At 31.1% G+C, this 25468-nt stretch carries 25 protein-coding genes and 1 tRNA gene; 19 read left to right on the plus strand and 7 right to left on the minus strand.

The features are described from left to right. Positions 1–17: 17 nt before the first annotated feature. Complete coding sequence (locus IAI56_RS03325) at positions 18–656, minus strand: DUF4294 domain-containing protein (RefSeq protein WP_239106997.1); 639 nt, start codon at positions 654–656, stop codon at positions 18–20. Positions 657–766: 110 nt separating this feature from the next. On the opposite strand from IAI56_RS03325, the gene IAI56_RS03330 reads away from it, so the two are divergent. Then, positions 767–1855 carry a M42 family metallopeptidase gene (locus tag IAI56_RS03330; RefSeq protein WP_187656522.1) on the plus strand — a complete coding sequence of 363 codons (1089 nt, stop codon included), beginning with the start codon at positions 767–769 and terminating at the stop codon, positions 1853–1855. Positions 1856–1925: 70 nt separating this feature from the next. On the opposite strand, the gene IAI56_RS03335 is transcribed toward IAI56_RS03330, so the two are convergent. From IAI56_RS03335 to IAI56_RS03345, 3 genes are all read right to left on the minus strand, one after another. Next, positions 1926–2375: a hypothetical protein gene (locus IAI56_RS03335; protein WP_187656523.1), complete on the minus strand. Its 450-nt coding sequence runs from the start codon at positions 2373–2375 to the stop codon at positions 1926–1928. Positions 2376–2581: 206 nt separating this feature from the next. Next, a complete protein-coding gene (locus IAI56_RS03340; RefSeq protein WP_187656524.1) occupies positions 2582–2956 on the minus strand; it encodes an ankyrin repeat domain-containing protein in 375 nt (124 codons plus the stop codon). 145 nt (positions 2957–3101) lie between these two features. Next, positions 3102–4049 (minus strand): phosphoribosylaminoimidazolesuccinocarboxamide synthase, encoded by a 948-nt coding sequence (locus tag IAI56_RS03345; RefSeq protein WP_187656574.1) that lies wholly within the window; start codon positions 4047–4049, stop codon positions 3102–3104. A gap of 110 nt (positions 4050–4159) precedes the next feature. On the opposite strand from IAI56_RS03345, the gene IAI56_RS03350 reads away from it, so the two are divergent. Next, the gene (locus IAI56_RS03350; RefSeq protein WP_187656525.1) at positions 4160–5161 is read left to right on the plus strand and encodes a glucosamine inositolphosphorylceramide transferase family protein; all 1002 of its coding nucleotides are present in this window, start codon (positions 4160–4162) and stop codon (positions 5159–5161) included. Positions 5162–5207: 46 nt separating this feature from the next. Here the strand turns inward: IAI56_RS03350 and IAI56_RS03355 are convergent, their stop codons facing one another. After that, the gene (locus IAI56_RS03355) at positions 5208–5711 is read right to left on the minus strand and encodes a hypothetical protein (protein ID WP_187656526.1); all 504 of its coding nucleotides are present in this window, start codon (positions 5709–5711) and stop codon (positions 5208–5210) included. A gap of 158 nt (positions 5712–5869) precedes the next feature. Then, positions 5870–6820: a PhoH family protein gene (locus IAI56_RS03360; RefSeq protein WP_187656527.1), complete on the minus strand. Its 951-nt coding sequence runs from the start codon at positions 6818–6820 to the stop codon at positions 5870–5872. Between the two features lie 123 nt (positions 6821–6943). Between IAI56_RS03360 and IAI56_RS03365 the strand changes: the two genes are divergently transcribed. The 8 genes from IAI56_RS03365 (at position 6944) to IAI56_RS03400 (ending at position 15318) form a co-directional block, all read left to right on the plus strand. Next, on the plus strand, positions 6944–7768 hold the full coding sequence (locus tag IAI56_RS03365; RefSeq protein WP_187656528.1) for an SAM hydrolase/SAM-dependent halogenase family protein: 825 nt from the start codon (positions 6944–6946) through the stop codon (positions 7766–7768). Positions 7769–7774: 6 nt separating this feature from the next. Further along, the gene (locus tag IAI56_RS03370; RefSeq protein ID WP_187656529.1) at positions 7775–8071 is read left to right on the plus strand and encodes a putative quinol monooxygenase; all 297 of its coding nucleotides are present in this window, start codon (positions 7775–7777) and stop codon (positions 8069–8071) included. A 72-nt stretch (positions 8072–8143) separates the two neighbouring features. Then, positions 8144–8866: a gliding motility-associated ABC transporter permease subunit GldF gene (gene gldF, locus IAI56_RS03375; RefSeq protein WP_187656530.1), complete on the plus strand. Its 723-nt coding sequence runs from the start codon at positions 8144–8146 to the stop codon at positions 8864–8866. After that, positions 8866–10545 carry a gliding motility-associated ABC transporter substrate-binding protein GldG gene (gene gldG / locus IAI56_RS03380; RefSeq protein ID WP_187656531.1) on the plus strand — a complete coding sequence of 560 codons (1680 nt, stop codon included), beginning with the start codon at positions 8866–8868 and terminating at the stop codon, positions 10543–10545. The genes gldF and gldG overlap by 1 nt, the downstream gene beginning before the upstream one ends. Positions 10546–10608: 63 nt before the next feature. Continuing rightward, positions 10609–11727, plus strand: a complete 1119-nt coding sequence (gene dnaN / locus IAI56_RS03385) for a DNA polymerase III subunit beta (RefSeq protein WP_169522511.1) — start codon at positions 10609–10611, stop codon at positions 11725–11727. Between the two features lie 151 nt (positions 11728–11878). Next, positions 11879–13279: a tRNA uridine-5-carboxymethylaminomethyl(34) synthesis GTPase MnmE gene (gene mnmE / locus IAI56_RS03390; RefSeq protein WP_187656532.1), complete on the plus strand. Its 1401-nt coding sequence runs from the start codon at positions 11879–11881 to the stop codon at positions 13277–13279. Between the two features lie 70 nt (positions 13280–13349). Further along, positions 13350–15122, plus strand: coding sequence for a PAS domain S-box protein (locus tag IAI56_RS03395; RefSeq protein WP_187656533.1), 1773 nt, complete (start codon positions 13350–13352; stop codon positions 15120–15122). Beyond that, a complete protein-coding gene (locus tag IAI56_RS03400; RefSeq protein ID WP_342354537.1) occupies positions 15112–15318 on the plus strand; it encodes an ATP-binding protein in 207 nt (68 codons plus the stop codon). The genes IAI56_RS03395 and IAI56_RS03400 overlap by 11 nt, the downstream gene beginning before the upstream one ends. 25 nt (positions 15319–15343) lie before the next feature. Here the strand turns inward: IAI56_RS03400 and IAI56_RS03405 are convergent, their stop codons facing one another. Continuing rightward, positions 15344–17302, minus strand: a complete 1959-nt coding sequence (locus IAI56_RS03405; RefSeq protein WP_187656535.1) for an endonuclease — start codon at positions 17300–17302, stop codon at positions 15344–15346. Positions 17303–17499: 197 nt separating this feature from the next. On the opposite strand from IAI56_RS03405, the gene IAI56_RS03410 reads away from it, so the two are divergent. From IAI56_RS03410 to IAI56_RS03450, 9 genes are all read left to right on the plus strand, one after another. Further along, entirely contained in the window at positions 17500–18657 is a 1158-nt protein-coding gene (locus IAI56_RS03410) for a TlpA disulfide reductase family protein (RefSeq protein ID WP_187656536.1), read from the plus strand. 154 nt (positions 18658–18811) lie between these two features. Continuing rightward, positions 18812–18893 (plus strand) — tRNA-Tyr (locus IAI56_RS03415). 227 nt (positions 18894–19120) lie between these two features. Continuing rightward, positions 19121–19513 (plus strand): hypothetical protein, encoded by a 393-nt coding sequence (locus IAI56_RS03420; protein WP_187656537.1) that lies wholly within the window; start codon positions 19121–19123, stop codon positions 19511–19513. 118 nt (positions 19514–19631) lie between these two features. Then, positions 19632–20171 carry an IS1096 element passenger TnpR family protein gene (locus IAI56_RS03425; RefSeq protein WP_187656538.1) on the plus strand — a complete coding sequence of 180 codons (540 nt, stop codon included), beginning with the start codon at positions 19632–19634 and terminating at the stop codon, positions 20169–20171. A gap of 21 nt (positions 20172–20192) precedes the next feature. Beyond that, positions 20193–21251, plus strand: coding sequence for a nucleoid-associated protein (locus IAI56_RS03430; protein ID WP_187656539.1), 1059 nt, complete (start codon positions 20193–20195; stop codon positions 21249–21251). 142 nt (positions 21252–21393) lie between these two features. Then, entirely contained in the window at positions 21394–23226 is a 1833-nt protein-coding gene (locus tag IAI56_RS03435) for a hypothetical protein (protein WP_187656540.1), read from the plus strand. 125 nt (positions 23227–23351) lie between these two features. Further along, positions 23352–23615, plus strand: a complete 264-nt coding sequence (locus IAI56_RS03440; RefSeq protein ID WP_187656541.1) for a hypothetical protein — start codon at positions 23352–23354, stop codon at positions 23613–23615. A gap of 53 nt (positions 23616–23668) precedes the next feature. Next, positions 23669–24580, plus strand: a complete 912-nt coding sequence (locus IAI56_RS03445) for an ABC transporter ATP-binding protein (protein ID WP_187656542.1) — start codon at positions 23669–23671, stop codon at positions 24578–24580. Further along, positions 24577–25410, plus strand: coding sequence for an ABC transporter permease (locus IAI56_RS03450; RefSeq protein ID WP_187656543.1), 834 nt, complete (start codon positions 24577–24579; stop codon positions 25408–25410). Before IAI56_RS03445 ends, IAI56_RS03450 begins: the two co-directional genes overlap by 4 nt. Positions 25411–25468: the final 58 nt, after the last annotated feature.

Raw genomic sequence — 25468 nt, forward strand, 5'->3', positions numbered from 1 at the left:
GTTTATATATGTATGGTTTATTTTTTTGCTGCTTTCTTTTCCCAGAATTCTGTAAGTTCGTCTATATCGACTGGATTGGCAGCTTCTTGGTTTACTAATCTTCCTCGTGTAAATGCGCGATCGAGTATGGATTCTATAAGAAAGTCTTCATTTACTTCGTAAGGAAGGTATTTTGCTTTTAGACTTATATCAAATAATTTAGCGGTATTGTTTGACCAAAATGCTTTCCAACCGCTTTTATAGTCTTTTATTAGTTCGAATGTTGTGAAACCGGTTTGTCTATGGATTAGCTTTACTAATATTTGTCCTTGTTTACGGGAGAGTTTTTTTAATTGAGCTGTGAATTCGTTCTCCATATAGTTCTCGACTAACTTAAAGTATTTCTTTTTTTCTTTGTTGGTTTTTAACTTTTCGAGGTTTTTGTTTAGGAAGGTCAATCGGTCGGCAGCTACTTTTGCAAAAGGATATACTTTGTAAACTCTGCTTTGAAGTAATAGAAAATCTTTCTTTTCTTGTGCCGACATATTATCGCGATACACGAACAACTCGGGAAGTTTTATAGTATCAGAAGAGGTTGAATCTATTTCAAAGTGGACTATTTCCTTTTTAATAGTATCGGTTTTTACTTGAGCTAATGAGCTTATATAGAAAAACATTAATAAGACGATTATTTTAAATCTCTCCATGGTTAGTTAAAATTATTTGTAAAAATATAGATAATCACTACAACTCTAATGCCAAATTTATATTTTAGCAAAAAAAAATTATGGCAACTAAATCTATACTTTCTAAAAGTTCTATTTCCTTTTTGGAAAAATACCTTAATAATGCTTCTCCAACTGGTCACGAATCGGAAGGACAAAAAATTTGGATGGACTATCTTAAACCTTATGTTGATACTTTTATAACGGATACCTATGGAACGGCTGTTGGAGTGATTAATCCTGAATCCAATTTTAAGGTTGTTATTGAAGGTCATTCGGATGAAATTTCGTGGTATGTAAACTATATTACTGATAATGGTCTTATTTATGTAATAAGAAACGGCGGAAGTGATCATCAAATTGCGCCTTCAAAACGTGTAAATATTCATACTAAAAACGGAATCGTGAAAGGTGTTTTTGGTTGGCCAGCCATTCATACGAGAAATCGAGGCAAAGAAGAATCGGCTACTTTACACAATATTTTTATTGATTGTGGTTGTTCTACTAAAGAAGAAGTTGAAAAATTAGGCATTCATGTAGGTTGTGTGATTACTTATCCTGATGAATTTATGATTTTGAATAATGATAAATTCGTATGTAGAGCAATCGATAATAGAATGGGCGGATTTATGATTGCAGAAGTTGCTCGTTTATTAAAAGAAAATAAAAAGAAATTGCCTTTTGGTTTATACATTGTAAATTCTGTTCAGGAAGAAATTGGTCTTCGCGGTGCTGAAATGATTACGCAAACCATCAAACCAAACGTTGCCATTGTTACCGATGTTTGTCACGACACTTCAACGCCGATGATTGACAAAAAAATTGAAGGTGATCTTCAAATGGGAAAAGGTCCAGTTATTGCTTATGCGCCAGCTACACAAAACGTTTTAAGAGAATTAATTGTTGATACTGCTGTAGAAAACAAAATTCCATTTCAGCGACACGCTACTTCGAGAGTTACTGGAACTGACACTGATGCTTTTGCTTACAGTAACGGCGGAGTTGCATCGGCATTGATTTCGCTTCCGTTGCGATACATGCATACAACGGTTGAAATGGTTCACAAAGAAGATGTCGAAAATGTGATTAAACTGATTTATGAAAGTTTACTTAAAATAGAAAACAATCATAATTTTTCTTATTTCAAATAAAAGTCAAAAAGCATCATTATCACAATGATGCTTTTTTTCTAACCCAAAAACAAATTACTAAAACAAATTCTTAAAGTTTCATTTCTTCCACTTTTAATGAGGTTTTATTGTCAGACATTGGAAAACGCTTCATATTTTTATTTATTTTCTCAAAATCCAATGGATAAGTTTCCGTTGAAACTGTACTTTCAATGATTTGGTTATCTTCCAAAATAACATCTTCCAATGTTCTATCGATGCATAATGGTTGATAGTCTTCTGTTTCAGCTTGAATAATTTCGTTGTCCATTTTTATTTCATCTACAATTGATGAGTGATAAGTCGCTAAAACATTTGAAGGACTAAAATATAGCGGTTCTACTGATGCAACCGAGCTAACTTCAAGTTGATTATTACTTACTAAAGTCGTGATAAACTGCTCGTTTTCTAATTGTGGCTGAAAAACTTCTTTTGTAGAAGCATTACTAAAAGTAACAAAACTTAATGCTACAATTCCTAAAATCTTGATTGATGTTCTCATGATGATTGATTTTTTTAATTGATTGATGATGATTTTTTTGGTATTGTTATTAATATCCTATGCAAATATATATCTAAAACAATATACCTTGTATTGCATAGTACTTAAATTTAACGTAATTTTAACAAATTGGTATTTTTAATCAAATCTTATAATCTTGAAAGAAAAACAACGCTTTTGAGTAAAAGCGTTGTTTTTGAACTAATCTAAACCTGTTTTAAGTAAGCAACAGCTTCGGTAGCATTGGAATTCACTGCATATTGCAATGCTGTTTTCCCATTATTGTCTTTTGCATCAGCTTTTGCTCCATTTGCAATTAACACTTTTAGGATTTCAACTTTGTTGTATCTCGCTGCTAACATTAAAGGAGTTGAACCATTGGATTGTTCGTTAACATTAACGCCATATTCAATGAATTTTTTAACCGATTCTAAATCACCTTTGGCAATAGCATTACAAAGTGGTGTGTTTGTGTTTTCAAAAAACTCCATTTGAGCTTTTGATGTTGAAGTTTCGTTAGCAAATGAAACATTTCCAAATACTAAACAAGCCAGTCCTAAATAAATGATTGATTTTCTCATGATGATTAAATTATTTTGATTAATAAAAGAATAGACGATAGATCTTAATCTTCGTTACACCAAAGAGTTAACTATAACATTTATTTAACATTACTAACAAAAAAAGCCACGAAATACGTGGCTTTGAGTTTTTATATGACTTACATTATTTGATTAAAAACTGTAAGACATTGTTTTCTATTCGCTTATGAATATCCGAAATATCGGCTTTTACAAATTTATCCCCAATAATATTTTCAAATAATTCGATGTAGCGTTCAGAAACTGTTCCTATATATTCATCAGTCATATTTGGAATAACTTGTCCTTCTTTTCCTTGAAATCCGTTTTCAATTAACCATCGACGAACAAACTCTTTTGACAACTGTTTTTGTTCTTCACCTTTTTCTTGTCGTTCCTGATAACCATCAGCATAAAAATAACGAGACGAATCGGGTGTATGAATTTCATCAATCAAAACGATTTTGCCATCTTTTGTTTTTCCAAATTCATATTTAGTATCAACCAAAATCAATCCTCTTGAAGCTGCAATTTCAGTTCCTCTTTGATACAACGCTCGAGTATATTTTTCTAAAACCAAATAATCTTCTTTTGTAACTATTCCGTTTGATAAAATAGCTTCACGGGAAATATCTTCATCGTGTGAACCATTATCAGCTTTTGTTGTTGGCGTTATAATCGGTTCTGGAAGTTTATCATTTTCTTTTAAACCTTCTGCTAAAGTAACACCACATAAAGTTCTTTTTCCTGCTGCATATTCGCGAGCAGCATGACCAGCAAGATAACCTCTAATTACCATTTCAACTTTAAATGGTTCGCAAAGATGACCAACGGCTACATTTGGATCAGGAGTTGCAATCAACCAATTTGGCACAATATCTTCGGTTAATTGCATAAATCGTGTGGCAATTTGGTTTAGAATTTGTCCTTTATAAGGAATTCCTTTTGGCATTACGACATCAAATGCAGATAATCTATCGGTAGCAATCATGACCAAAAGTTCATCATTAATGTTATAAACTTCTCTTACTTTACCTCTATAAACAGATTTTTGATTAGGAAACTGGAAATCAGTTGTTGTAATTGTATTCATTATTGTTGTGTTGTTGTGTGGTGCAAAAGTAGTTCCTTTTAAAAACAATGACAATACCATTTTTAATATTTATTCAAAATTGATTTGTATGTTTGATGAAATTTTATTTGATGAAGAAAAAAATCATTATTGTTTTCGCTTTATTACTAATTGCTCTAGCCATATTAAACTACAGAATTCCATTTTTTCACGAAATTGGTGGTGCTTGGTCAATTGGTTATAATTTTTCTGAAAAATTCCCTGAGAATATTAAGATAGAGAAGAATAAAATTTTTTCTGTTGAAGATCTTAAAAGAGTATCCGATAGTACTCAGTTTTTGGCAGATCCATTTTTTATAAAAGAAAAAGATAGTTTCTATATTTTTTTTGAACATAAAAAAATCAAAAAACATCCTGCCGAAATCGGTCTTTTAACATCAAAAGATGGTGAAAAATATACCTATAAAGGAACAGTTTTAAAACAAAATTTCCATCTATCATATCCACAAGTTTTTAAATATAAAAATAACTTTTATATGCTACCAGAAACTCAAGGTGGTAATAACGTCATATTGTATAAGGCAAGTAATTTTCCTTACGATTGGAAGGTTGAAGATACTTTAATAGCGAATATAAAATTGAAAGACCCAACGATATTTCTTTCAGACACACTTAATATTATAGCAGCAACAGATTCAAATACAAACCTTTTCATTTACACCTCTAAATCGCTAAATGGAAAATGGGAATTACACAAAAAACCAATTGCAATGATAGGAACTGAGGCAAGACCTGGCGGAAGATTTTTTAAAGACTCAAAAGGTCTAATCTTACCCATTCAAAATTCAAAATTGGGTTACGGTTCAGGGTTATCACTTTATCGTTTTCAATTTAAAAATAATACTTATTCCATTGAAAAAATAAAACATCTTTACTTGTCCAAAAACAAATCTTTTAAAGAGTTTAATTACGGAATGCATCATATAGATATTCAAAAAGTAGATGACAAATACTATTATGTGTATGATGGAAATCGATTAGAGAACAACGACAAAAAATTTAATATTAAACGTTCTTTAAAAGCTAACTATTATGATTTAAAGAATTGGACTTTTCAGACTATTTTAAAATAAAAAAGAGCAGTTAATAACTGCTCTTTCTATTTAACAAAAATCCTTATTAGAATTTTAAATTATATGTTGCTCCAATTCCTACTGCTTGAAGATTTGTATCATTTTCAGCAAAAGTATTTTGGAAGTAAGCATAAATATTCCAGTTAGAATTATGGTAACCAACTTGTGGGTTAACATAAAGTCCACCAGCGTTATCTTCAACATTAGTAAGGAAACCATAACCTAAATCAGCTCCAACGAATACACCTTCGTTTTGGAAATAATATCTTCCAAAAGCAGCAACTGGAACTAAACCAAAATCATCTGCTCCATCTTTTCCAAAGAAATGGTTGTAACCAGAAGTTAATCCAATTCCAAAATGAGGTGTTACTAAATATTGACCTCTTAAATCCAATCCTAATGCAAAAGAAGAAACATCAGAAGCATCACCAACAGGTAAAGCTGCGTTTAATCCTAATTTTAACCACGAGTTTTTAGCATTGATTTCAACATCTTGTGCAAAAGTTGAAGTTCCAACAATCATGGCGAATAATAAAAATACTTTTTTCATTTTTTTTATAAATTTTAATTTAACAAGTCGCAACTGTCAATTTCTGTGCCAAAATTTATGATTCCCATAGTTTATTGCACAAAAAAATACCTAATTCACTGATTTAAAAAAGTTACAACCAATAAAAAAGCCTGACATTTTGTATCAGGCTTATTATGTTAATCATGATTTTCGATACTTTTATAGGCATCAATTACTTTTTTAACTAATCGGTGGCGAACAATATCTTTGTCATCGAGGTATAAAATTCCAATTCCTTCTACGTCTTTCAAAATTAAAATAGCTTCTTTCAATCCCGAAATGGTTCTTCGTGGTAAATCAACTTGTCCTGGATCGCCAGTTATAATGAATTTGGCATTTTTTCCCATACGGGTTAAAAACATTTTCATCTGCGAATGGGTTGTATTTTGTGCTTCGTCCAAAATTACAAAGGCATTATCCAACGTTCGTCCACGCATAAAAGCCAACGGTGCAATTTGGATTATTCCTTTCAAAATATAATCTTCCAAAGTTTGCGGTGGCAACATATCGCGCAATGCATCATATAAAGGTTGCATGTACGGATCCAATTTTTCCTTCATATCACCAGGAAGAAAACCTAAATTTTCACCAGCTTCAACAGCAGGTCGAGTTAATATAATTCGCTTGACTTGTTTTTCCTTTAATGCTTTTACTGCCAATGCAACTCCAGTGTAGGTTTTTCCTGTTCCAGCTGGACCAATGGCAAAAACCATATCATTTTTAGAAACAAAATCTACTAGTTTCTGTTGATTAGGTGTAAGTGCTTTGATAAGTTTTCCGCCAATTCCGTGTACCAAAATCTTGTCATGATCTGGCATTCGTTGTTCTTCGCTAGAATTACTTTGGATAACTCTATCAATAACATTGGTGTCAATGTTATTATAACGTGTAAAATGCAACATCAATCTATTGAAACGATTTTCAAATTCATCCAATTCTTCTTTTTCGCCAAATGCTTTTAAAGTTGTGCCACGTGCCACAATTTTTAATTTTGGATAATACTTTTTTATCGTTTCAAGATGAGCATCTTGTGCACCCCAAAATTCTTTTGGAGCAATGTCGTGTAATTCAATGATACGTTCGTTCAAAAGCAGTAGTATTAAATTAATTTTTTAGCTAAAAATAAATTAGCTTTGCATTCAAATTTAATCAAAATAGATGATTGATTTTTCTATTTTTGGAACAGATTTCAATCAAGTTATAAACAATTAATGTCAATAATTACTCTTACAACAGATTACGGATTAAAAGACCATTTTGTGGGTTCGCTAAAAGGAAAAATTCTAACCGAATTTACCGAAGCAACCATTATTGATATTTCTCATAACATTGATGCGTTTAACATTGCCGAAACAAGTTATATTATCGGTGCAGCTTATTCTAGTTTTCCAAAAGGAACGGTTCATTTAATTGGTGTTGATATTGAAAGAAATCGAGAAACGCAGCATATTGCTATGCAATGGAACGATCAATACTTTATTTGTGCCGATAATGGTGTTTTAAGTATTTTAACCCAAAAGATTATTCCGCAAAAAATTGTGGCTATCAATATTCACGACCGTTTACACAGTGATGCAACCGATTTGGATGTTTTTGTAAAAGTAGCTTGTCATCTTGCAAAAGGCGGTTTGCTCAACGTTATTGGTAAAGAAATCACTTCTGTTAAAGATGTAACCGAATTACAAGCAACGGTTTTAGACAACCAAATTAAAGGAAATGTAATTTATATTGATCATTATGGTAATGTAGTTACTAATATTTCCAAAAATCTGTTTCTTGAAATCGGAAAAGGTCGACCTTATGAAATAAAGTTCAAGACCAAAACTATCAAAACTATTTTACCAAACTATTCGGATATTGTAATTTCTGATAAATATTCGATAAAAGATTATGAAGGCGAAAAATTAGCCATTTTCAACGAAGCTGGTTTCCTTGAAATTGCTCTGTTTAGAAGTAATCCTGAAACCGTTGGAACTGCCAATACTTTATTAGGTTTAAATTATCGCGATACTATTTTAATTGAATTTAAAAATTAAAACCTTATGTTCATACGCATCGTAAAAATGAGTTTTCACGAAGAAAATATTCCAAAATTCATGGAAAATTTCAATTTAATTAAAGAAAAAATACGAAACTCGCCTGGAAACCGTTATCTAGAATTGTATCAGGATAAAAACAATCCCGAAATATTTTTCACCTATAGTTTTTGGGAAACCGAAGAAGATTTAGAAAATTACCGAAAATCGGCTTTGTTTGACGAAGTTTGGACGTTTACAAAAAAACTATTCAACGATAAACCCGAAGCTTGGAGCGTAAATAAATTAGTAAGTTTAACATAGTTGTCGGTTCTCAGTTGTCAGTTCAAAAACAATAACCGACAACCGAAAACTGATAACAGACAACAAAAAAATATGAAATCAATCGCATTAAGAGAAATTAAATCCTTTTTTGGTTCGCCAATTGGTTATTTGGTTATCGCCATTTTTCTGTTGCTCAACGGATTATTCCTTTGGGTTTTTGATGGAGAATATAATATTTTACAAAGCGGTTTTGCCGATTTAAGTCCGTTTTTTACACTTTCGCCATGGATTTTAATTTTCCTAATTCCAGCAGTAACCATGCGAAGCTTTTCGGATGAAAAAAAACAAGGAACAATCGAATTACTTTTGACCAAGCCTTTATCAATTTGGCAAATTGTAAACGGAAAATTCCTTGGCGCATTTCTTTTAATCGTTATCGCCATTATTCCAACATTAATTTATGTTTACGTAGTTTCGTCTTTAGGATTGGATAGTAATATTGATTTAGGAGGTACAATGGGTTCTTATTTTGGACTATTATTTTTAGTTGCCGCTTATACTTCCATCGGAATTTTCACTTCAACGTTATCCGAAAACCAGATTGTATCGTTTATACTTTCGGTGTTTTTATGCTTTTTGTTCTATTATGGTTTTGAAGGCATGACAACTTTGGTAAAATCACAATCGGATGTAATTTCACGAATTGGAATGGATTATCATTTTAAAAGTATGGCACGCGGCGTTATCGATACTCGCGATGTTCTTTACTTTGTAAGTGTTTCGTTTTTATTTTTATCGCTAACCGTTATTAACTTAAAATCGTTGAAATCCTAATGAAAACAGTACAACATAATTTCAAGAAAATCATCGTTATTCTGGCTGTTTTGGTTGGAATAAACATTGCTGGTCATTTTATTTTTAAACGATTTGACTTAACAGCAGACAAACGTTATACGTTATCCGAAACGTCACTTCAAATTGTAGATGAAATAACGGAACCAGTTTATATTGATGTTTTTTTGGAAGGAAATTTTCCTGGCGAATTCAAAAAACTACAAACAGAAACGCAACAATTATTAGAAGAATTTAAAGCTGAAAATCCGAATGTTATTTTCCAATTTGTAAATCCGTTGGATGAAGAAGCTAATCGTGACGAAACCATTCAATCGTTTTTGGAACGCGGTTTAACTCCAGTAAATGTTACGGTTAACGAAAAAGGACAACAAACTCAAGAAGTGGTTTTTCCGTGGGCAATTGCTACTTGTGGCGATAAAAGTATCAAAGTTCCATTATTGAAAAACATGATGGGTGCATCGACTGCCGAAAAAGTAATTAGTTCAGTGCAACATCTTGAATATGCTTTTGCTAATGCTATAAATTCTGTTTCTAAAGAAAAGCAAAAACGCGTTGCTGTTATCAAAGGAAATGGCGAACTACACGATATTCTAATTGCTGATTTTGTAAAATCGGTTCGTGATAATTACTACATTGGAACTTTTACATTAGATTCTGTCGCAAAAAACCCAAACGAATCGCTTAAATATCTAAAAAAATATGACTTAGCTGTTATTGCAAAACCTACCGAAGTCTTTACTGATGCCGAAAAACAAGTGCTTGACCAGTTTGTTATCAACGGCGGAAAAACCCTTTGGTTGATGGATCATGTTAGCATGGAAATGGATAGTTTAATGCAAACAGGTGAAAATTTGGCGTTTCCACGTGATTTGAATTTGAACGATATGTTCTTTAAATATGGTATTAGAATTCGCCCTGATTTGATTAAAGATTTAATGAATACGCCAATTGCTTTAGCAACTGGTCAACAAGGAAGTGCAACGCAATACAGTCAGTTTCCATGGTTTTTTTCGCCAGCAGTTTATAGCGAATCGGCTAATCCTATTGTGAGTAATTTAGATGTCATCAAATTTGAATTTGCTAATCCAATTGAACCTCTAAAAAATGACATCAACAAAACGGTTTTATTAACGTCTTCTAAATATTCAAAACTTATTGGAACACCAAGTGAAATCAATTTAAACATGGTTGAAGAACGACCAGAGCAAAAAGAATTTGCTGGCGGCGGAAATTATCCTGTTGCTGTTTTATTAGAAGGAAAATTTCATTCGGCATTTGAAAATCGAGTTTTAGCGTTTAACGACAATACGTTTAAACCTGTTGGAAAAGACAATAAAATGATTGTAATTTCAGATGGTGATGTTATTAAAAATCAATTGGATAAAAACTTCCAACCCTTGGAATTAGGTTATGACAAATGGACTAATAATTTGTATGCCAACAAAGAATTCCTGATGAATTGTGTCAATTATTTGCTTGACGACAACGGACTTATTAACATCCGAAGTAAAGAAGTTAATTTACCAATGTTAGATAAAGAAAAAGTAGTCGAAAACTATACAACGTCACAAATCATAACCGTTGGTTTACCGCTAGTTGTCTTATTAGTATTTGGTCTTGTATTTACATTTTTGCGTAAGCGAAAATATAGTAAGTAATGTTAATAAAAAACTTTTTGAAATCTATTAGTTTAAGATATATTTGTAAAAATTAAATTCACTATGAAGTTTATAGTATCGAGTTCATACTTATTAAAACAATTACAGGTTTTAGGTAGCGTTATCAACAGTAGCAACACCTTACCTATTTTAGATAATTTCCTTTTTGAATTAGACAATAAAACGTTAACCGTTTCTGCATCTGATTTAGAAACTACGATGTCTGCCACTCTTGAATTAGAATCAGACAGCAAAGGAAGCGTTGCCGTTCCTGCAAAACTTTTGTTGGATATTTTAAAAACTTTTCCTGAACAACCGTTAACATTTACCGTTGAAGAAAACAGCACGATTGAAATTAGCTCTAATTCTGGAAAATATGCTATTGCTTATGCACCAGGAGAAGAATTTCCAAAATCGGTAAATCTAGACGAACCATCATCAACAGTTGTTCCTGCCGATGTTTTAGCAACAGCAATCAGTAAAACCATTTTTGCTGCTGGAAACGATGATTTACGTCCAGTTATGTCGGGAGTTTTCTTCCAATTTTCGCCAGAAGGTTTAATTTTTGTAGCAACCGATGCGCATAAATTAGTAAAATATGCTCGTACCGATGTAAAAGCGTCGCAAGTAGCTGATTTTATTATGCCAAAAAAACCTTTGAATATCTTGAAAAGTATTCTTGGAGCAACCGACAGCGAAGTTACAATTGAATACAACGACTCTAATGCAACTTTTTCTTTTGACAATTATGTATTAACGTGTCGATTAATTGATGGAAAATATCCAAATTATGAAGCTGTTATTCCAAAAGAAAATCCTAACAAATTAATGATTAACAGAAACATGTTCTTGAGTTCTGTTCGTCGTGTTGCAATTTTCTCTAATAAAACAACACACCAAATTCGTTTGAAAATTGCTGGAGCTGAATTAAATATTTCTGCCGAAGATATTGATTACTCAAACAAAGCTGAAGAACGTTTGACTTGTGATTATCAAGGCGACGATATTCAAATTGGTTTTAATTCTCGTTTTCTTTCAGAAATGTTGACCAATTTAACTTCAGACGAAATTCAGTTGGAAATGTCTATGCCAAACCGCGCTGGAATTTTAACTCCAATTGACGGTTTAGACGAAGGCGAAACCGTTACTATGCTTGTTATGCCAGTAATGCTAAACAACTAAAACTAACTAACCAATCTTTATATTTAAAAACCGTTTTGCTGAAAATCAAAGCGGTTTTTTTATACTTAAATTAATAAGTAAAAAGTAAAAAACTAATTACTATTGACTAATTACTACTTACTAAATTTAATCTTTGTAAAAATTTTTAAAAATGATTTCACAAGAAACGATTGTTGCTTTAGCTTCGCCATCTGGTGCTGGTGCAATTGCAGTTATTAGACTATCAGGAAAAGATGCCATCACCATTGCCGAAAGTGTGTTTCAATCGGTTTCAGGAAAAAAAATCAGCAATCAAAAAACGCATACCATTCATCTTGGACATATTGTTGACGAAGGAAAAACGTTTGATCAAGTTCTTTTATCTATTTTTAAAAATCCAAATTCCTATACAGGCGAAAATGTTGTTGAAATTTCGTGTCACGGTTCAACTTACATTCAACAACAAATTATTCAATTATTACTTCGTAAAGGTTGTAAAATGGCACAAGCTGGTGAATTTACGTTGCGTGCTTTTTTAAACGGAAAACTCGATTTATCTCAAGCCGAAGCAGTTGCCGATTTAATTTCTTCGGATAATGAAGCGTCACATCAAATTGCGATGCAGCAAATGCGTGGCGGATTTAGTTCTGAAATTGCCAAATTGAGAGAAGAATTATTGAATTTTGCTTCGCTAATTGAACTCGAATTAGACTTTGCCGAAGAAGATGTAGAATTTGCTGACAGAACACAATTCAAAGAACTTTTAACTCGAATTGAATTTGTTTTAAAACGATTGATTGACAGTTTTGCCGTTGGAAATGTCATAAAAAACGGAATTCCTGTTGCTATCGTTGGCGAACCAAACGTTGGAAAATCAACGCTTTTAAACGCATTGTTAAACGAAGAACGAGCTATAGTTTCAGATATTGCTGGAACAACTCGTGACACCATTGAAGACGAATTAGTAATTGATGGAATTGGTTTCCGATTTATCGATACTGCTGGAATTCGAGAAACAAAAGATGTGGTAGAAAGTATCGGAATTAAGAAAACATTTGAAAAAATTGAACAAGCGCAAGTCGTTTTATACTTGTTTGAGAGTTTAAAATTTAAAGTTCAAAGTTCTGAATATATTATAGAAATTGAAAAGATTAAAAACCAATTTCCATTAAAACCATTAGTTGTAGTTATCAATAAAATTGATTTGCTTTCAGAAACTGAAATTCTAAACATAAAGGAACAACTTGAAACACTGAACGTCAAACTACAAACCATTTCAGCTAAAAACAACCTTGGAATTGATGATTTAAAAAGTCAATTGCTATCCTTTGTCAATACTGGTGCTTTGCGAAACAATGAAACCATAGTAACCAATACTCGTCATTATGATTCATTACTAAAAGCTTTGGAAGAAATTCAAAAAGTGCGTTTTGGTCTCGATGGCGGTTTGTCTTCTGATTTAATGGCAATTGATATCAAACAAGCGTTATACTACTTTGGTGAGATTACTGGCGAAGTCACAAATGATGAACTTTTAGGCAATATTTTTGCTAATTTCTGCATTGGAAAGTAAACATTAAATTTTATTAAAAATACAACCTGTTTTTTTTTACTAGCTAAAGTTACATTAAATACAAAAAATAATGAGTTTTAATCTCAACATAAAAAAAATGTCGCTTTGGTTTTTAAAAAGACCAAAAACAATAGGAACGATTGTATTTTTTGTAATGCTAACAATTGCTGGTATTGCTGTTAAACTTCGATATGAAGTTATAAAAGAAAATGAGGAAAGAGAAATGTCTAACACAATCAACATTGTAAGACAAAACTTTGAAGAAGTTTTTAAAAACTGTTACACCTCAGCTTTGACACTAGCAATGACGATAAATGACAAAGGAATACCAGAGAATTTTGACAAAATTAGCCAGCAATTATTAAATAAAAACGAATCAATTGATGCTGTTCAATTAGTTCCAAATGGTGTAATAAAATATGTTTATCCGTTTGAAGAAAACAAAGCAGCTTTAAATTACGACATCTTAAATGCGAATTCATCTGTTAGTTATGAAGCAAAAAAATCTATTAAATCAAAGATAATGTTTTTTGCTGGTCCATTTCAATTAAAACAAGGAGGAATTGCTGTTATTGGACGACTACCTGTATATAAAAACAATAAATTTTGGGGCTTTTCTGCAGTAATAATAAAGCTTGAAACACTACTTAAACAATCAGGAATTAAATCAATAGATATTTCCAAGTATTACTTTCAATTTTCGAAAAAAAATCCAATTACAAATAAGGAAGAATTTTTTCTACCTGAAAAAATGGATATCCAAAACAAACATTATCAAATTGTATCTATACCCGATGGTGATTGGAAGTTATATCTTATCCATAGAAACAAAAACGTCATCATTGAGCAAATATATACTTCTTTGTTTCTAGGAATTTTTTTAGCGTTAATTTCTGGATTATGGATTTACTCCATTTTAAAAAAACCTGCCGAACTACAGCAATTAATTGAAAAACAAACTAGAAAAATTTTAAAACGTGAAACCGAGTTTAGAGCTATTTTTAATCAAGCTCCAGTAGGAATAGCAAAAATTGATACAATGACTGGAAAATTCATCACAGTAAATGATGAGTATGGAAAAATTGTTGGATATTCTACAGAAGAACTTTTAAATACTGATTTTCAATCAATAACTCACTCAAGTGATTTAGAATTAGACATAAAAATGATGTCTGATTTAAAAAATGGTCTTGTCAATGATTTCCATATTGAAAAAAGGTACATAAATAAATCAGGAAATATTGTATGGGTTAATTTATTTGTAGCAACACTGTGGAAAAAACAAAATATAATTATTAATCACATAGCAATTGTAGAAGATATAACAGAAAAGAAAAAAGCCGAGGAAGAATTAAATCAATCTTTCATGTTAGTTTCGGAACAAAATAAAAGGTTATTAAATTTTTCATACATCGTTTCCCATAATTTACGTTCTCACACAAGTAATATCCAACTTATTGCAGATCTACTAGAAAATTCAAAATCAAAAGATGAACAAGATGAAATGATCACACTTTTGAAAAAAGTTTCACAATCGCTTGACGAAACAATGAGAAATTTGAATGAAGTTGTAAATATTAGAAACAATATTAACCTAAAAATTGAAAACTTAAATTTAAATAATTTTATAGAAAACACCTTAAGTCTTTTAAAACCACAAATTGAAAACAAATCAGCTATTGTAGAAAACAATGCATCAGATGATATTTTTATTGAATACAATAGAGCTTATCTGGAAAGTATTTTACACAATTTCATCTCCAATGCTCTACGCTACAGTCATCCAGATAGAAATCCTATCATTACATTATCATTTAACAAAAATGAAAAAATTGAGTATTAAAGATAATGGCATTGGAATTGATTTGAAAAGAAACAAAGAAGATCTTTTTGGAATGTATAAAACATTTAATAATAATCCAGATGCAAAAGGCTTAGGTCTATTTTTAACTAAAAATCAAATAGATGCTATGGGAGGAAAAATTGAAACAGAAAGCGAGCTTGGTATTGGTACTAATTTTATAATTTATTTCAAATAAAACTCATAATTTGACAAAACAGATGTTATTTTAAAATAATCCTCTTAACCAAAACGCCATCATTAGTTTTAATTTTTGCAAAATAAACTCCCGAACTTAAATTTGGTGTTATTGTTGTTTCGGGTTGAATTCTTTGTTGGAAAACTTTCATCCCTAAATTGTTGTATAATTCAATTTCGGCATTATGATTTATACCAAAAACGGAGAAGCTTTCGCTGGCAGGATTTGGATATAAAACGATTTTCGCCAATTGGTTTTCTGGAGTAGAAAGTGATGTAAACCATTGTTGATCTGCATTTGCTCCCCAAATGTAATCGGCTAAATTTGGATAATCAATAAACGGATTTCTATTGTATTGCCATGTATAGATGTAATTGTTTCTATTCATTTCAAAATCGTCACTTGGATCAATTTGATTCCATTGTAAAAGCGAAGCCAAATCGCCAATTTGTCCAACAGTTGAATCGGGTAAATCTCCATTTACCACTTCTAATCCGTTGTATCGAACTGCCATATAAAACAAAGCTCTAGCTACGTCGCCTTTCCATGAACCTTGATTTCCATTTGGACCATTATAACCAGTTAATCCATAATCTTTGTTGCTTCTGTTGGTGTTTTCTGGCCCATCTTCAGCTCTAAGGTGATGCGCATCAGCATGTCCAGCAGCAATATCGCTAGCACTTGTTGGAAGCCAAATATCAATTCCATCAGCCGTATCAGAAGTTGCATTAGAAAAACCACCACGTGATTGTGGATAAATATGTTCGCGATTCCATTTTCCTGTACTAATGCTTCCTGTTTGATATTCTAATTTTGCTCTTGGACTTTCAACATACATCAACCAAACTTGATTACTATTTAGCGGATTTTGGTCTGCAGACTTTAGAATTTCTACAATATCACCATAAGTATGCGCACGAACAACCTCAGGATTTGCAATAATATTTTGTAATTCTTGTCTTAAAGCTGTACCTGACAAACCTTCTAGTGAATCATAATAACCAGTTGGTGCAGTACTTTGAACAATTCCATAAGTTGGTGCTAATGGCGTTCCAAAAGACGCAACAATAAAATCATTATCGATTACTCTAACTTCTATAAAATCGTTTAATCTGTTGTAGCCAAATGGCAAAGTGTTGAATTTGATAACTACAACTTCATCGCCTTCGTCTAATGTGTCATCTACTGTTGTAATTGTTCTTGAAATTGATGCTGTTCCAGTTGGAATAGTAATATCGGTTGAACCTGTAAAATCACTGTTGTTGAATGTTCCGTTATTTAATGAAAACGAAAAAGTTAAATCTGTAGTAACTGGATTTTGGGTAGTAAAAGTTATTGAAAACGAATTACCTTCATTCACTTGAGTTGCAGAAATTGATATGGTTATTCCATTATAAACAAAACCACTACCATCGTTGTTTGCTCCTGGAGTTGGTAGTTTTATCTCATAAGTTCCATCGTTTTTTCGTTGGATAGAATTTGTTGCACTTGGACCATTTCCGCTTTCGTCAAGTTGAATTGTTACTCCTAATAAAGTCATCAATGAAGTAGCTGGAGGATCATTTGTTCCATATACAATGGCATCAATCAAATTATCAGTTGTTGCTGTAGAATTATTTGGAAAATCTGAGGATGAACCTAAGTAAAGTGCAACGCCATCAGGACCATTTTGAAAAATATTATCCGGCAATAATTTATCTGGAACGGGTGAAACTAATTTGTTTCCAATAGTAGCAATTCCATTAATATCAGTAGTTAAACCATCTAAATCAATTACATAATAGCTTAAATTTGCTAAACTTCCAGTTCCATTAAATAGTACTAAAACATATCCATCAAGTGAGAAATTAGGTGTTGTTGATTTTAATTCTATAAACTCTCTATCATCAACCGAAGGTGTATCAGAATCTAGTTCATTGATAACAACTTGTGAAAAACTTATTGTAGAAAATAGAAGTAGTAAAAATGATAATTTTTTAATCATTGCAATTTTTTCCCAAAGGTAAAAACACAATAGGATACTTTTATCAAAATTAACGGTTAATTGATGATTTATTATTATTTATTAAGAGTAATCGCTCTTTAGTTTACCTTTAAAGACTAAACTTTTATTAAATAAAAATGGTTATGATATAAAATTAAATACATTTGCATTCGAAATTAAAATAACAAACATAATAAATGAAAAAATTAGTATCATTTGGATTACTCGCTATTTTACTAGTATCTTGTAAAAAAGATGGCGAATATACTATCGAAGGCTCAGTAAAAGGATTAAAAACAGGAAAAGTATTTTTAGAAAGACAAGACGATGCATTAGGGTTTGTTCCTGTTGATACTGTTGATATGGTCGATGGTAAATTTAACATTAAAGGAATTGCAGAAGGACCAGAAATGTATTTTGTTCAGGTAGAAAAAGTACAAGGTAAAGTTCCATTTATTCTTGAAGAAGGAGAAATCGGAATGGAAGTTGACAAAGACAGTTTGTTTAAATCTAAAATTTCTGGAACATACAGTAACGATGAGTTCTTTAAATTCCAAACAGAGTCCAATAAAATTCAAAAGAAATCCCAAAAAGCAGTTATGGAATTTCAAATGAAAAATATGGCTAAAATGAATGATGCGCAAAAAAACAACGATACAGTTGTAATTAATTCATTGCGAAAAGAATACAAAGCACTTCAAAAAGAAATGACGGATTATATGTTTAGTTACCCAGAAAAAAATCCAAAATCATATATTAGTTTATTAATCACACAATCTATGGTTGGAAACCCTGAGTTTACTGATGTAAAAACAGAAAAAATCTTCAACAGTCTTGATAAGGAACTTAAAGAAAGTAAAGTAGGTAAAAAAGTTGCCGAAAAAATTAAAGAAGTAAAACAATTAAAATCAGCAGTAAGTGCACCAATACCAAGTGCTGTAAAAGTAGGTAGTCCAGCTCCAGATTTTAAAGGAAAATCTCCAGAAGGAAAAGAAGTTTCGTTAAAACAAAGTTTAGGAAAAGTTACCATTATCGATTTTTGGGCTAGTTGGTGCGGACCATGTAGAGCTGAAAATCCTAGTGTTGTAGCTTTATATAATGAGTTTCATGCAAAAGGATTAAATATCGTTGGTGTTTCTCTTGACGAAAAAGCAGATAAATGGAAAGAAGCCATTGCAAAAGATAAAATCACTTGGACACAAATTTCTAATCTTAAAGGTTGGGAAGATCCTATTGCTAAACAATATAATGTAACCGAAATTCCATCAACATATGTACTTGATGAAAAAGGAGTAATTATTGCAGTAAATTTAAGAGGTGATGAATTGAAGAAAAAAATTGCTTCATTACTTTAATAAATGGTTTAAACAAAGAATTAAAAGAAATCTCCTTAAGGAGATTTTTTTATGTCTTTCGTTTTGAAATGATTACATTTTTTGCAAAAATAAAATTGATTTTTTGTTTGTCTAAGTCAAAAGTGTTCCTATATTTGCAACCGCTATTAATGCTGGGGAGATACTCAAGCGGCCAACGAGGGCGGACTGTAAATCCGCTGATTACATCTTCGCAGGTTCGAATCCTGCTCTCCCCACAAAAACATCACCATAAAAACACATCAAAGTTGATGTGTTTTTTTTATTTAAAATAATCTCATTTTTATTTCTACAAAAAAATTAATTTAATTAATAAAAGTTCTAGTTCAGTATCACAACTAGTTGAAAAAACAATACAGAAAAGAGCTGAAACAAAATCAAATCTTAACATTTTTATTAAATAATTTTCACTAGCATTGCAACTGCTAAAAAACTAACCTACCAAATGAAAATTATTAAAACGCTATTTGCGTTTGCTGCGATATTCTCAATGAATTCGGGCAGTGCACGAGCAATTATTGAAACGTGGCCAGAAATCAAAAACTACCACGACCTAATGACGAAGTCCTACAAATCAGCCAAAAAAGGAGACTTTAATCCTATCAAAAATTACGCAACTACTCTTTCTAAAGATGCCGAAAAACTTTGTATTGAAAACATGCCCCAAAATTTTAGACAACCTAAAACCATTGAAGCCTTAGTAAAACTAAAAAGAGAAAGCAAAAACATGCACGAACTCGTAGAAAACAAAGCTACTAACAACGAAATTTTTGAAACCTTAAAGTCAATTCATCTTACGTTTAAAAAAATGTCGGATTTATGTTGCCAAAAAAAGTAATTCTATCAAGTCCTCAACACATCATTTATTTTAGCACAATTTATTATCAACAAATCACAAATCTTAAACTGATTTCCTAAAATTATATTTTACCTTTGTTGGCTCAAAAAAAAGGATTATGATTTATAAATTCAGAGCAATACTTGATGCTGAAGAAGATGTATTCAGAGATATTGCGATAAACGAAGATGATACTTTAGAAGATTTACACAACGCCATCGTTAATGCTTTTGGTTTTGACGGAATGGAAGTAGCTTCATTCTACACTTGTGACGATACTTGGAACCAAGAAGATGAAATTCCAATGTTTGATTCAGGTGATGTTATTGGCGAACAAAAAACAATGAGCGATTATCAAATTAATGATTTGCTTAGCGAAGACCAAACCAAAATTATCTACGTTTATGATTTTATCAACATGTGGACATTTTTAGTTGAACTGGCTGCTGTCCAAGAACCAGAAGTTGGTGTAACTTATCCAAGTCTTTTGTTTTCTCACGGAGAATTGCCAGCCGAAGCCATTGAAAAACAATTTGAAGCAGATAATGACGACGATTTATACTCAGAATTTGAAGACGATTTAGACGAAGATGATTTAGACATGTTTGGCGGAGATGATAGCTTTGAAGACTATGGATTTGAAGAAAATTGGAATTAAAAATTAGAAATTGACCTATAAATGATAAACTTATTTAATACCCATGTAGAAACACTTTCCATTCACCGAGTGGGAAATAAAAGCCGCAACGAAGCCATTTTTATTTCAGACGAACCCTATCAGCTGAATGACGAAATTATGCCATTATTGAAGGAATTTTTCTTTAAGTCGTTTCGCGAAAAAGAAGAAAACTATTTTCAGTTTGCACATGATGTTGATTTAGAATACAACGATATGTTCAATTTGGCATCAGAAATTTTCACAAATCCTAGTGATTTTCATGAAGTTTCAAAAAAAATAACCAAACACCTTTTTGAACAATCCAATCATCCGCATATAAAAAACGGAGAAGTTTATATTTCTTATCTAACCAACGTTTCGATTGACAATACTGTTGTTGATGCCATTGGTGTTTTTAAAAGCGAAATCAAGACCGATTTTCTTCAATTTGAAGAAAAAGAAAAAAATCTGGAAATGATTTTACAACAAGGAATTAATCTTAACAAACTTGATAAAGGTTGTTTAATTTTTAATCATAAAAAAGAAGAAGGTTATAAAATCCTTACGGTTGATAGCAATCGATATGATGCAAGATATTGGCTAGAACATTTTCTTTCGGTTGATGCTTTTCAAGACGAAAATTTCTATACTAAAAAGTATTTAAAATTCTGTCAAAGTTTTGCCAAAGACGTTGTTCTTCCAGCCGAAGACAAGAAAGAAGAAGTAATGTTCATGAACCGTGCGGTAAATCATTTTGCTAAAAATGATGAATTTGAAGAAACCAAATTCTTAAACGAAGTTTTGGACAATCCAGATTTAATTCCGGAATTCAAAAACTACAAAGTTGATAAAGGCGAAAAATTCAGCATTGAAGATATTACGACTTTCCCAATTGCAAATGCAGCCGTTAGCGATGCACGAAAATCAATAAAAAACGTAATAAATTTAGACACAAATATTCAAATCAAACTGGATTTTATCAATCCAGAAAGTGCTGAAAAATTTGTAGAAAAAGGTTGGGACGAAGAAAAACAAATGTATTATTACTTAGTTTATTTCAACAAAGAACAGAAATCATAATTTTTAAATTCCAATATTATAAATTCCAAATTCCTAACAATCAATAGCTTAGGAATTTGGAATTTGTTTTTTCATTGAATTTGGAATTTCAGTATTGAAATTTAATTTTTATTTATATCTTTCATCATATTTCCCCAAATTTATGGCAAAGAAACTTTTGGTTTTACTCCTATTTGTCTTTTGTTGTCAAAATTTGACAGCTCAGCAAACAGTTGCAAAAGACTCAGCAAAAGTTTATAAAGACATTGAAAAATTCTCAAAAAAATCAAAGTTTGGAAAATTTGTTCATAGGTTGTTATTCAAATCCACCCGAAAATCAAAACCTTCCAAAAAAGCATCTACCCAAAGATACTATCTAAAAAAAGCTTTTGATAAACACGAAGGCAAAATCATTAGAAACATAAACATCGAAACACTCGATCCGTTTGGATATTCAGTTGATAATACAAAAGATCAACCCGAAAAAGGAATTGAAAAATTTGGAAACGCACTGCATGCTAAATCCAAAAATTTTACCATTCGAAATATTTTATTATTCAAAAAGAATGAACCTTTGGATTCTATTATTGCAAAAGAATCCGAACGTTTAATTAGACGTCAACGATTCGTTAGAAGTGTTATTATTAAACCTTTACCTATTGAAAATAATAAGGATTCTGTAGATATTTCCATTCGAGTTCTTGATTCTTGGAGTTTAATACCAACAGGTTCAATATCTGGTTCGAGAGCAAATTTTGAACTATCAGAACGAAATGTTTTTGGTCTTGCCCATGAACTATCACACGATTTTACCCAACGTTTTTCAGATAAAAGCAACTCTCACAATTCTAGGTATTTAATTAGAAATATTAAAAATTCGTTTACTAATGTGACTTTGAATTATAACGAGTCGTTAGAAAAAAATATTTCTAAAAGCATTCGAGTGGAACGATTATTTTTCTCGCCTTTGACAAGACTTGCTGGTGGAATTTTTTTAGAAAACAGAGCTTTTTCTGACTCGCTACCCAATTTATCAAATGAATTTGAAACAATTCGCTTCAAAAATGAAACACGTGATTTTTGGCTTGGACATGCTTTTAAACTTTTTGGCGGAAAAAATGAAGATTATAGAACAACCAATTTGGTTACAACCATTGGATATAAAAAAATAAATTACATCAAAACACCAACCTTAGAAATTGATCCCAATCGTTTTTTTGCGAACGAAGAACTTTACTTAGCAAGTATTGGTGTAAACACAAGAAAATTTGCCGAAGACAAATATCTTTTCAATTTTGGCATTATTGAAGACATTCCTTTTGGGCAAGTCTATTCCATTACAGGTGGATTTCAGAATAAAAACAATCAAAAACGAGCTTATTTTGGCGGAAGATTTGCTTATGGTAATTATTTCGACTTTGGTTATCTTGGAATCAATTCCGAATGGGGAAGTTTTTTTGAAGGTAGAGATACAAGAGAAACAACATTTAAAATTGAAGCAAACTATTTTACAAATTTGATTTATTTTGGCGATTGGAAAATTAGACAATTTATAAAATCGTCAATAGTTATTGGAAATAATCGTGTTCCTATTTTAAAAGATAGAGTAATGCTTGGTGACGATGATGGAATTCAAGGTTTTAATAATCCTTTGATTAGCGGAATTAGAAAAGCAACAATTACTTTGCAAACCCAAACCTACGTTCCTGGAAGTTGGCATGGATTTCGTTTCAGTCCATTTTACAATATGACACTTGGTATGCTTGGAAATGAAACCGATAAATTTTTAAACAAAAGTTTATTATCAAAATTTAGCATTGGCGTGTTGATTAATAATGATTATTTAGTTTTCAATAGTTTTCAAATTTCCTTCTCTTTTTATCCAAAAATACCTTTTCAAGGAACTAATATTTTTAATACAAATAGTTATAAAAATAATGATTTATCACTTCCTGATTATGAAATTGGTCAACCTACAATTGCTTTGTTTAGATAAATCTCTCTTGTTATTTTTTGTAATTATTAACTTATTTTTATTGTAAAAAAATGTATTTAATCGATTTTTTATTGCTTTTTAACACAAATTAAACTATTTTTAATTGTTCAGAAAAAATAGAAAACATGAAAATTAAAAGGTATTCTAAAAATTTATTCGGCAAAAAAATTGTATGTATAGTTTTTGGACATCAGTTTATTGAAACCAAAAAAGTAAACATTCACTTTAGCGAATTTGAATGTTCCTACTGTAAAATGCAAGCTACCAACGATAAAATTGGAAAGAAAACCGCTTTGACCAATGAATTGAAAGAAATCAATGAAACACTATCATATTTGAATTTAAAAAAAGAATTTGTAAAAAGATTTTATTACTCCAAAAAAGATTAGTAACAAATTAAGGCTACAATCGTCATACATTAAATCCTTAATCAAAAAAAAACTTGGAGAATTCAATCCTTTCAATCAAAAATCTACACAAAAAATATGGTAAAGTCCATGCTGTAAATGACGTTTCACTCGACATATACAAAGGAAATGTATATGGAATTTTAGGTCCAAACGGTAGTGGAAAATCAACTACACTTGGAATTGTACTAAACGTTGTAAACAAAACTTCTGGCGAATACTACTGGTTTGGCGGAAAATTGGAAACTCACGATGCACTGAAAAAAGTGGGTGCCATTATCGAACGTCCAAACTTTTATCCTTATATGACTGCCAAAGAAAATCTAGAATTGGTATGCAGAATAAAAGGTGTTAACTCTGAAAAAGTGGATGAAAAACTGGAAATTGTTGGATTAATCGACCGCAAAAACAGTAAATTCAAAACTTTCTCTTTGGGAATGAAACAGCGTTTAGCCATTGCTTCGGCTTTATTAAACGATCCCGAAATTTTAATTTTAGACGAACCAACCAATGGTTTAGATCCACAAGGAATTCATCAAGTTCGCGATATTATTCGCCTTATTGCTTCTCAAGGAACAACTATTTTGTTGGCTTCGCATCTACTTGACGAAGTTGAAAAAGTATGTAGTCATGTTTTAGTTCTACGTTTTGGAAAAATTCTTTACAATGGAAAAGTAGATGAAATGGTTAACCATAACGCCTATTTTGAACTACAGAGCAGCAACAATCAAAAGCTTATTGAAGTCCTAAAATATCATCCTGAATTGGAAAATTTTGAAGGCAATGAGGAAAAAATCATTGCTCATTTTAAAACCCAAGTTGAAGCTTCTGAACTAAATAAATTTTTCTTTGAAAAAGGAATTTCTTTAAATCATTTAGTAAAAAGAAAGCAAAGCCTGGAAGAACAATTTCTTACATTAACCAATTCAATCGAAACCCAATCATGAAACGTTTATTAGCCATAGAGCTTCAAAAAATCTGGAAAAATCGCGCTAGCAAAGTATTAACCATTGGATATTTTGTTATTCTTTCCTTCATCGCTTTAATTGCTGCAATAAAATTTGACATCGGAATTTTTAAATTTCATTTAGCAGAAATGGGAATTTTTAACTTTCCATATATTTGGCATTTCAACACATTTATCGCTGCATTTTTAAAAATATTTTTAGCAGTCATAATTGTTTCTATGATGGCAAACGAATACAGTTATGGAACGTTAAAGCAAAATCTCATCGACGGAATGAGTAAAAAAGAACTGATTTTGTCAAAATTCTTAACCATTGTTCTTTTTGCTGGAATTTCAACTGTTTTTGTTTTTATAATGTCATTACTTTTAGGATTTGGCTTTTCATCCTATACTGAAATTGGAATTGTTTTCTCAGATTTAGAGTATCTTCTCGCCTATTTTGTCAAATTATTAGGTTTTTTTTCGTTGTGTTTATTTCTAGGAATACTAATTAAACGTTCTGCTTTTGCATTGGGTTCGCTTTTTATTTGGTTTATATTTGAAATGATTACCTATGGTATTTCACTCAACCAAATAAAAAACACAGCTTTAGTTGATAAAGTTTATGATTTTTTTCCTTTAATGTCTATGTGGAATTTAATTAAAGAACCAATAACAAGACTAAGTTCTGTAAAAAATCTTCAAGAAGCTGTAGGTGAAAATTCTATCAAAGATTATGATGTTCATTTTTCTTCACTACTTATTGTTTTGGTTTGGACGGCTATTTTTGTTTATTCTTCTTACATTATTATTAAAAAAAGAGATTTGTAAACAAATTGTAATGGACAGAATCTTAAAGAAAACATAAAGCGAGGCAATCATTTTATGT

Origin of the sequence: Flavobacterium macrobrachii (assembly GCF_014486675.1) — a bacterium.
Lineage (GTDB): Bacteria > Bacteroidota > Bacteroidia > Flavobacteriales > Flavobacteriaceae > Flavobacterium > Flavobacterium macrobrachii.

Coding starts and splice junctions, on each gene's coding strand:
- gldF (WP_187656530.1), top strand. CDS start 8,144: ATGAAATCAATCGCATTAAGAGAAATTAAATCCTTTTTTGGTTCGCCA.
- IAI56_RS03350 (WP_187656525.1), top strand. CDS start 4,160: ATGAAGAAAAAAATCATTATTGTTTTCGCTTTATTACTAATTGCTCTA.
- IAI56_RS03430 (WP_187656539.1), top strand. CDS start 20,193: ATGATAAACTTATTTAATACCCATGTAGAAACACTTTCCATTCACCGA.
- IAI56_RS03335 (WP_187656523.1), bottom strand. CDS start 2,375: ATGAGAACATCAATCAAGATTTTAGGAATTGTAGCATTAAGTTTTGTT.
- IAI56_RS03355 (WP_187656526.1), bottom strand. CDS start 5,711: ATGAAAAAAGTATTTTTATTATTCGCCATGATTGTTGGAACTTCAACT.
- IAI56_RS03410 (WP_187656536.1), top strand. CDS start 17,500: ATGAAAAAATTAGTATCATTTGGATTACTCGCTATTTTACTAGTATCT.
- IAI56_RS03365 (WP_187656528.1), top strand. CDS start 6,944: ATGTCAATAATTACTCTTACAACAGATTACGGATTAAAAGACCATTTT.
- dnaN (WP_169522511.1), top strand. CDS start 10,609: ATGAAGTTTATAGTATCGAGTTCATACTTATTAAAACAATTACAGGTT.
- IAI56_RS03395 (WP_187656533.1), top strand. CDS start 13,350: ATGAGTTTTAATCTCAACATAAAAAAAATGTCGCTTTGGTTTTTAAAA.
- IAI56_RS03440 (WP_187656541.1), top strand. CDS start 23,352: ATGAAAATTAAAAGGTATTCTAAAAATTTATTCGGCAAAAAAATTGTA.
- IAI56_RS03345 (WP_187656574.1), bottom strand. CDS start 4,049: ATGAATACAATTACAACAACTGATTTCCAGTTTCCTAATCAAAAATCT.
- IAI56_RS03435 (WP_187656540.1), top strand. CDS start 21,394: ATGGCAAAGAAACTTTTGGTTTTACTCCTATTTGTCTTTTGTTGTCAA.
- IAI56_RS03420 (WP_187656537.1), top strand. CDS start 19,121: ATGAAAATTATTAAAACGCTATTTGCGTTTGCTGCGATATTCTCAATG.
- IAI56_RS03425 (WP_187656538.1), top strand. CDS start 19,632: ATGATTTATAAATTCAGAGCAATACTTGATGCTGAAGAAGATGTATTC.
- IAI56_RS03370 (WP_187656529.1), top strand. CDS start 7,775: ATGTTCATACGCATCGTAAAAATGAGTTTTCACGAAGAAAATATTCCA.
- IAI56_RS03405 (WP_187656535.1), bottom strand. CDS start 17,302: ATGATTAAAAAATTATCATTTTTACTACTTCTATTTTCTACAATAAGT.
- IAI56_RS03340 (WP_187656524.1), bottom strand. CDS start 2,956: ATGAGAAAATCAATCATTTATTTAGGACTGGCTTGTTTAGTATTTGGA.
- IAI56_RS03325 (WP_239106997.1), bottom strand. CDS start 656: ATGTTTTTCTATATAAGCTCATTAGCTCAAGTAAAAACCGATACTATT.
- IAI56_RS03330 (WP_187656522.1), top strand. CDS start 767: ATGGCAACTAAATCTATACTTTCTAAAAGTTCTATTTCCTTTTTGGAA.
- IAI56_RS03450 (WP_187656543.1), top strand. CDS start 24,577: ATGAAACGTTTATTAGCCATAGAGCTTCAAAAAATCTGGAAAAATCGC.
- gldG (WP_187656531.1), top strand. CDS start 8,866: ATGAAAACAGTACAACATAATTTCAAGAAAATCATCGTTATTCTGGCT.
- mnmE (WP_187656532.1), top strand. CDS start 11,879: ATGATTTCACAAGAAACGATTGTTGCTTTAGCTTCGCCATCTGGTGCT.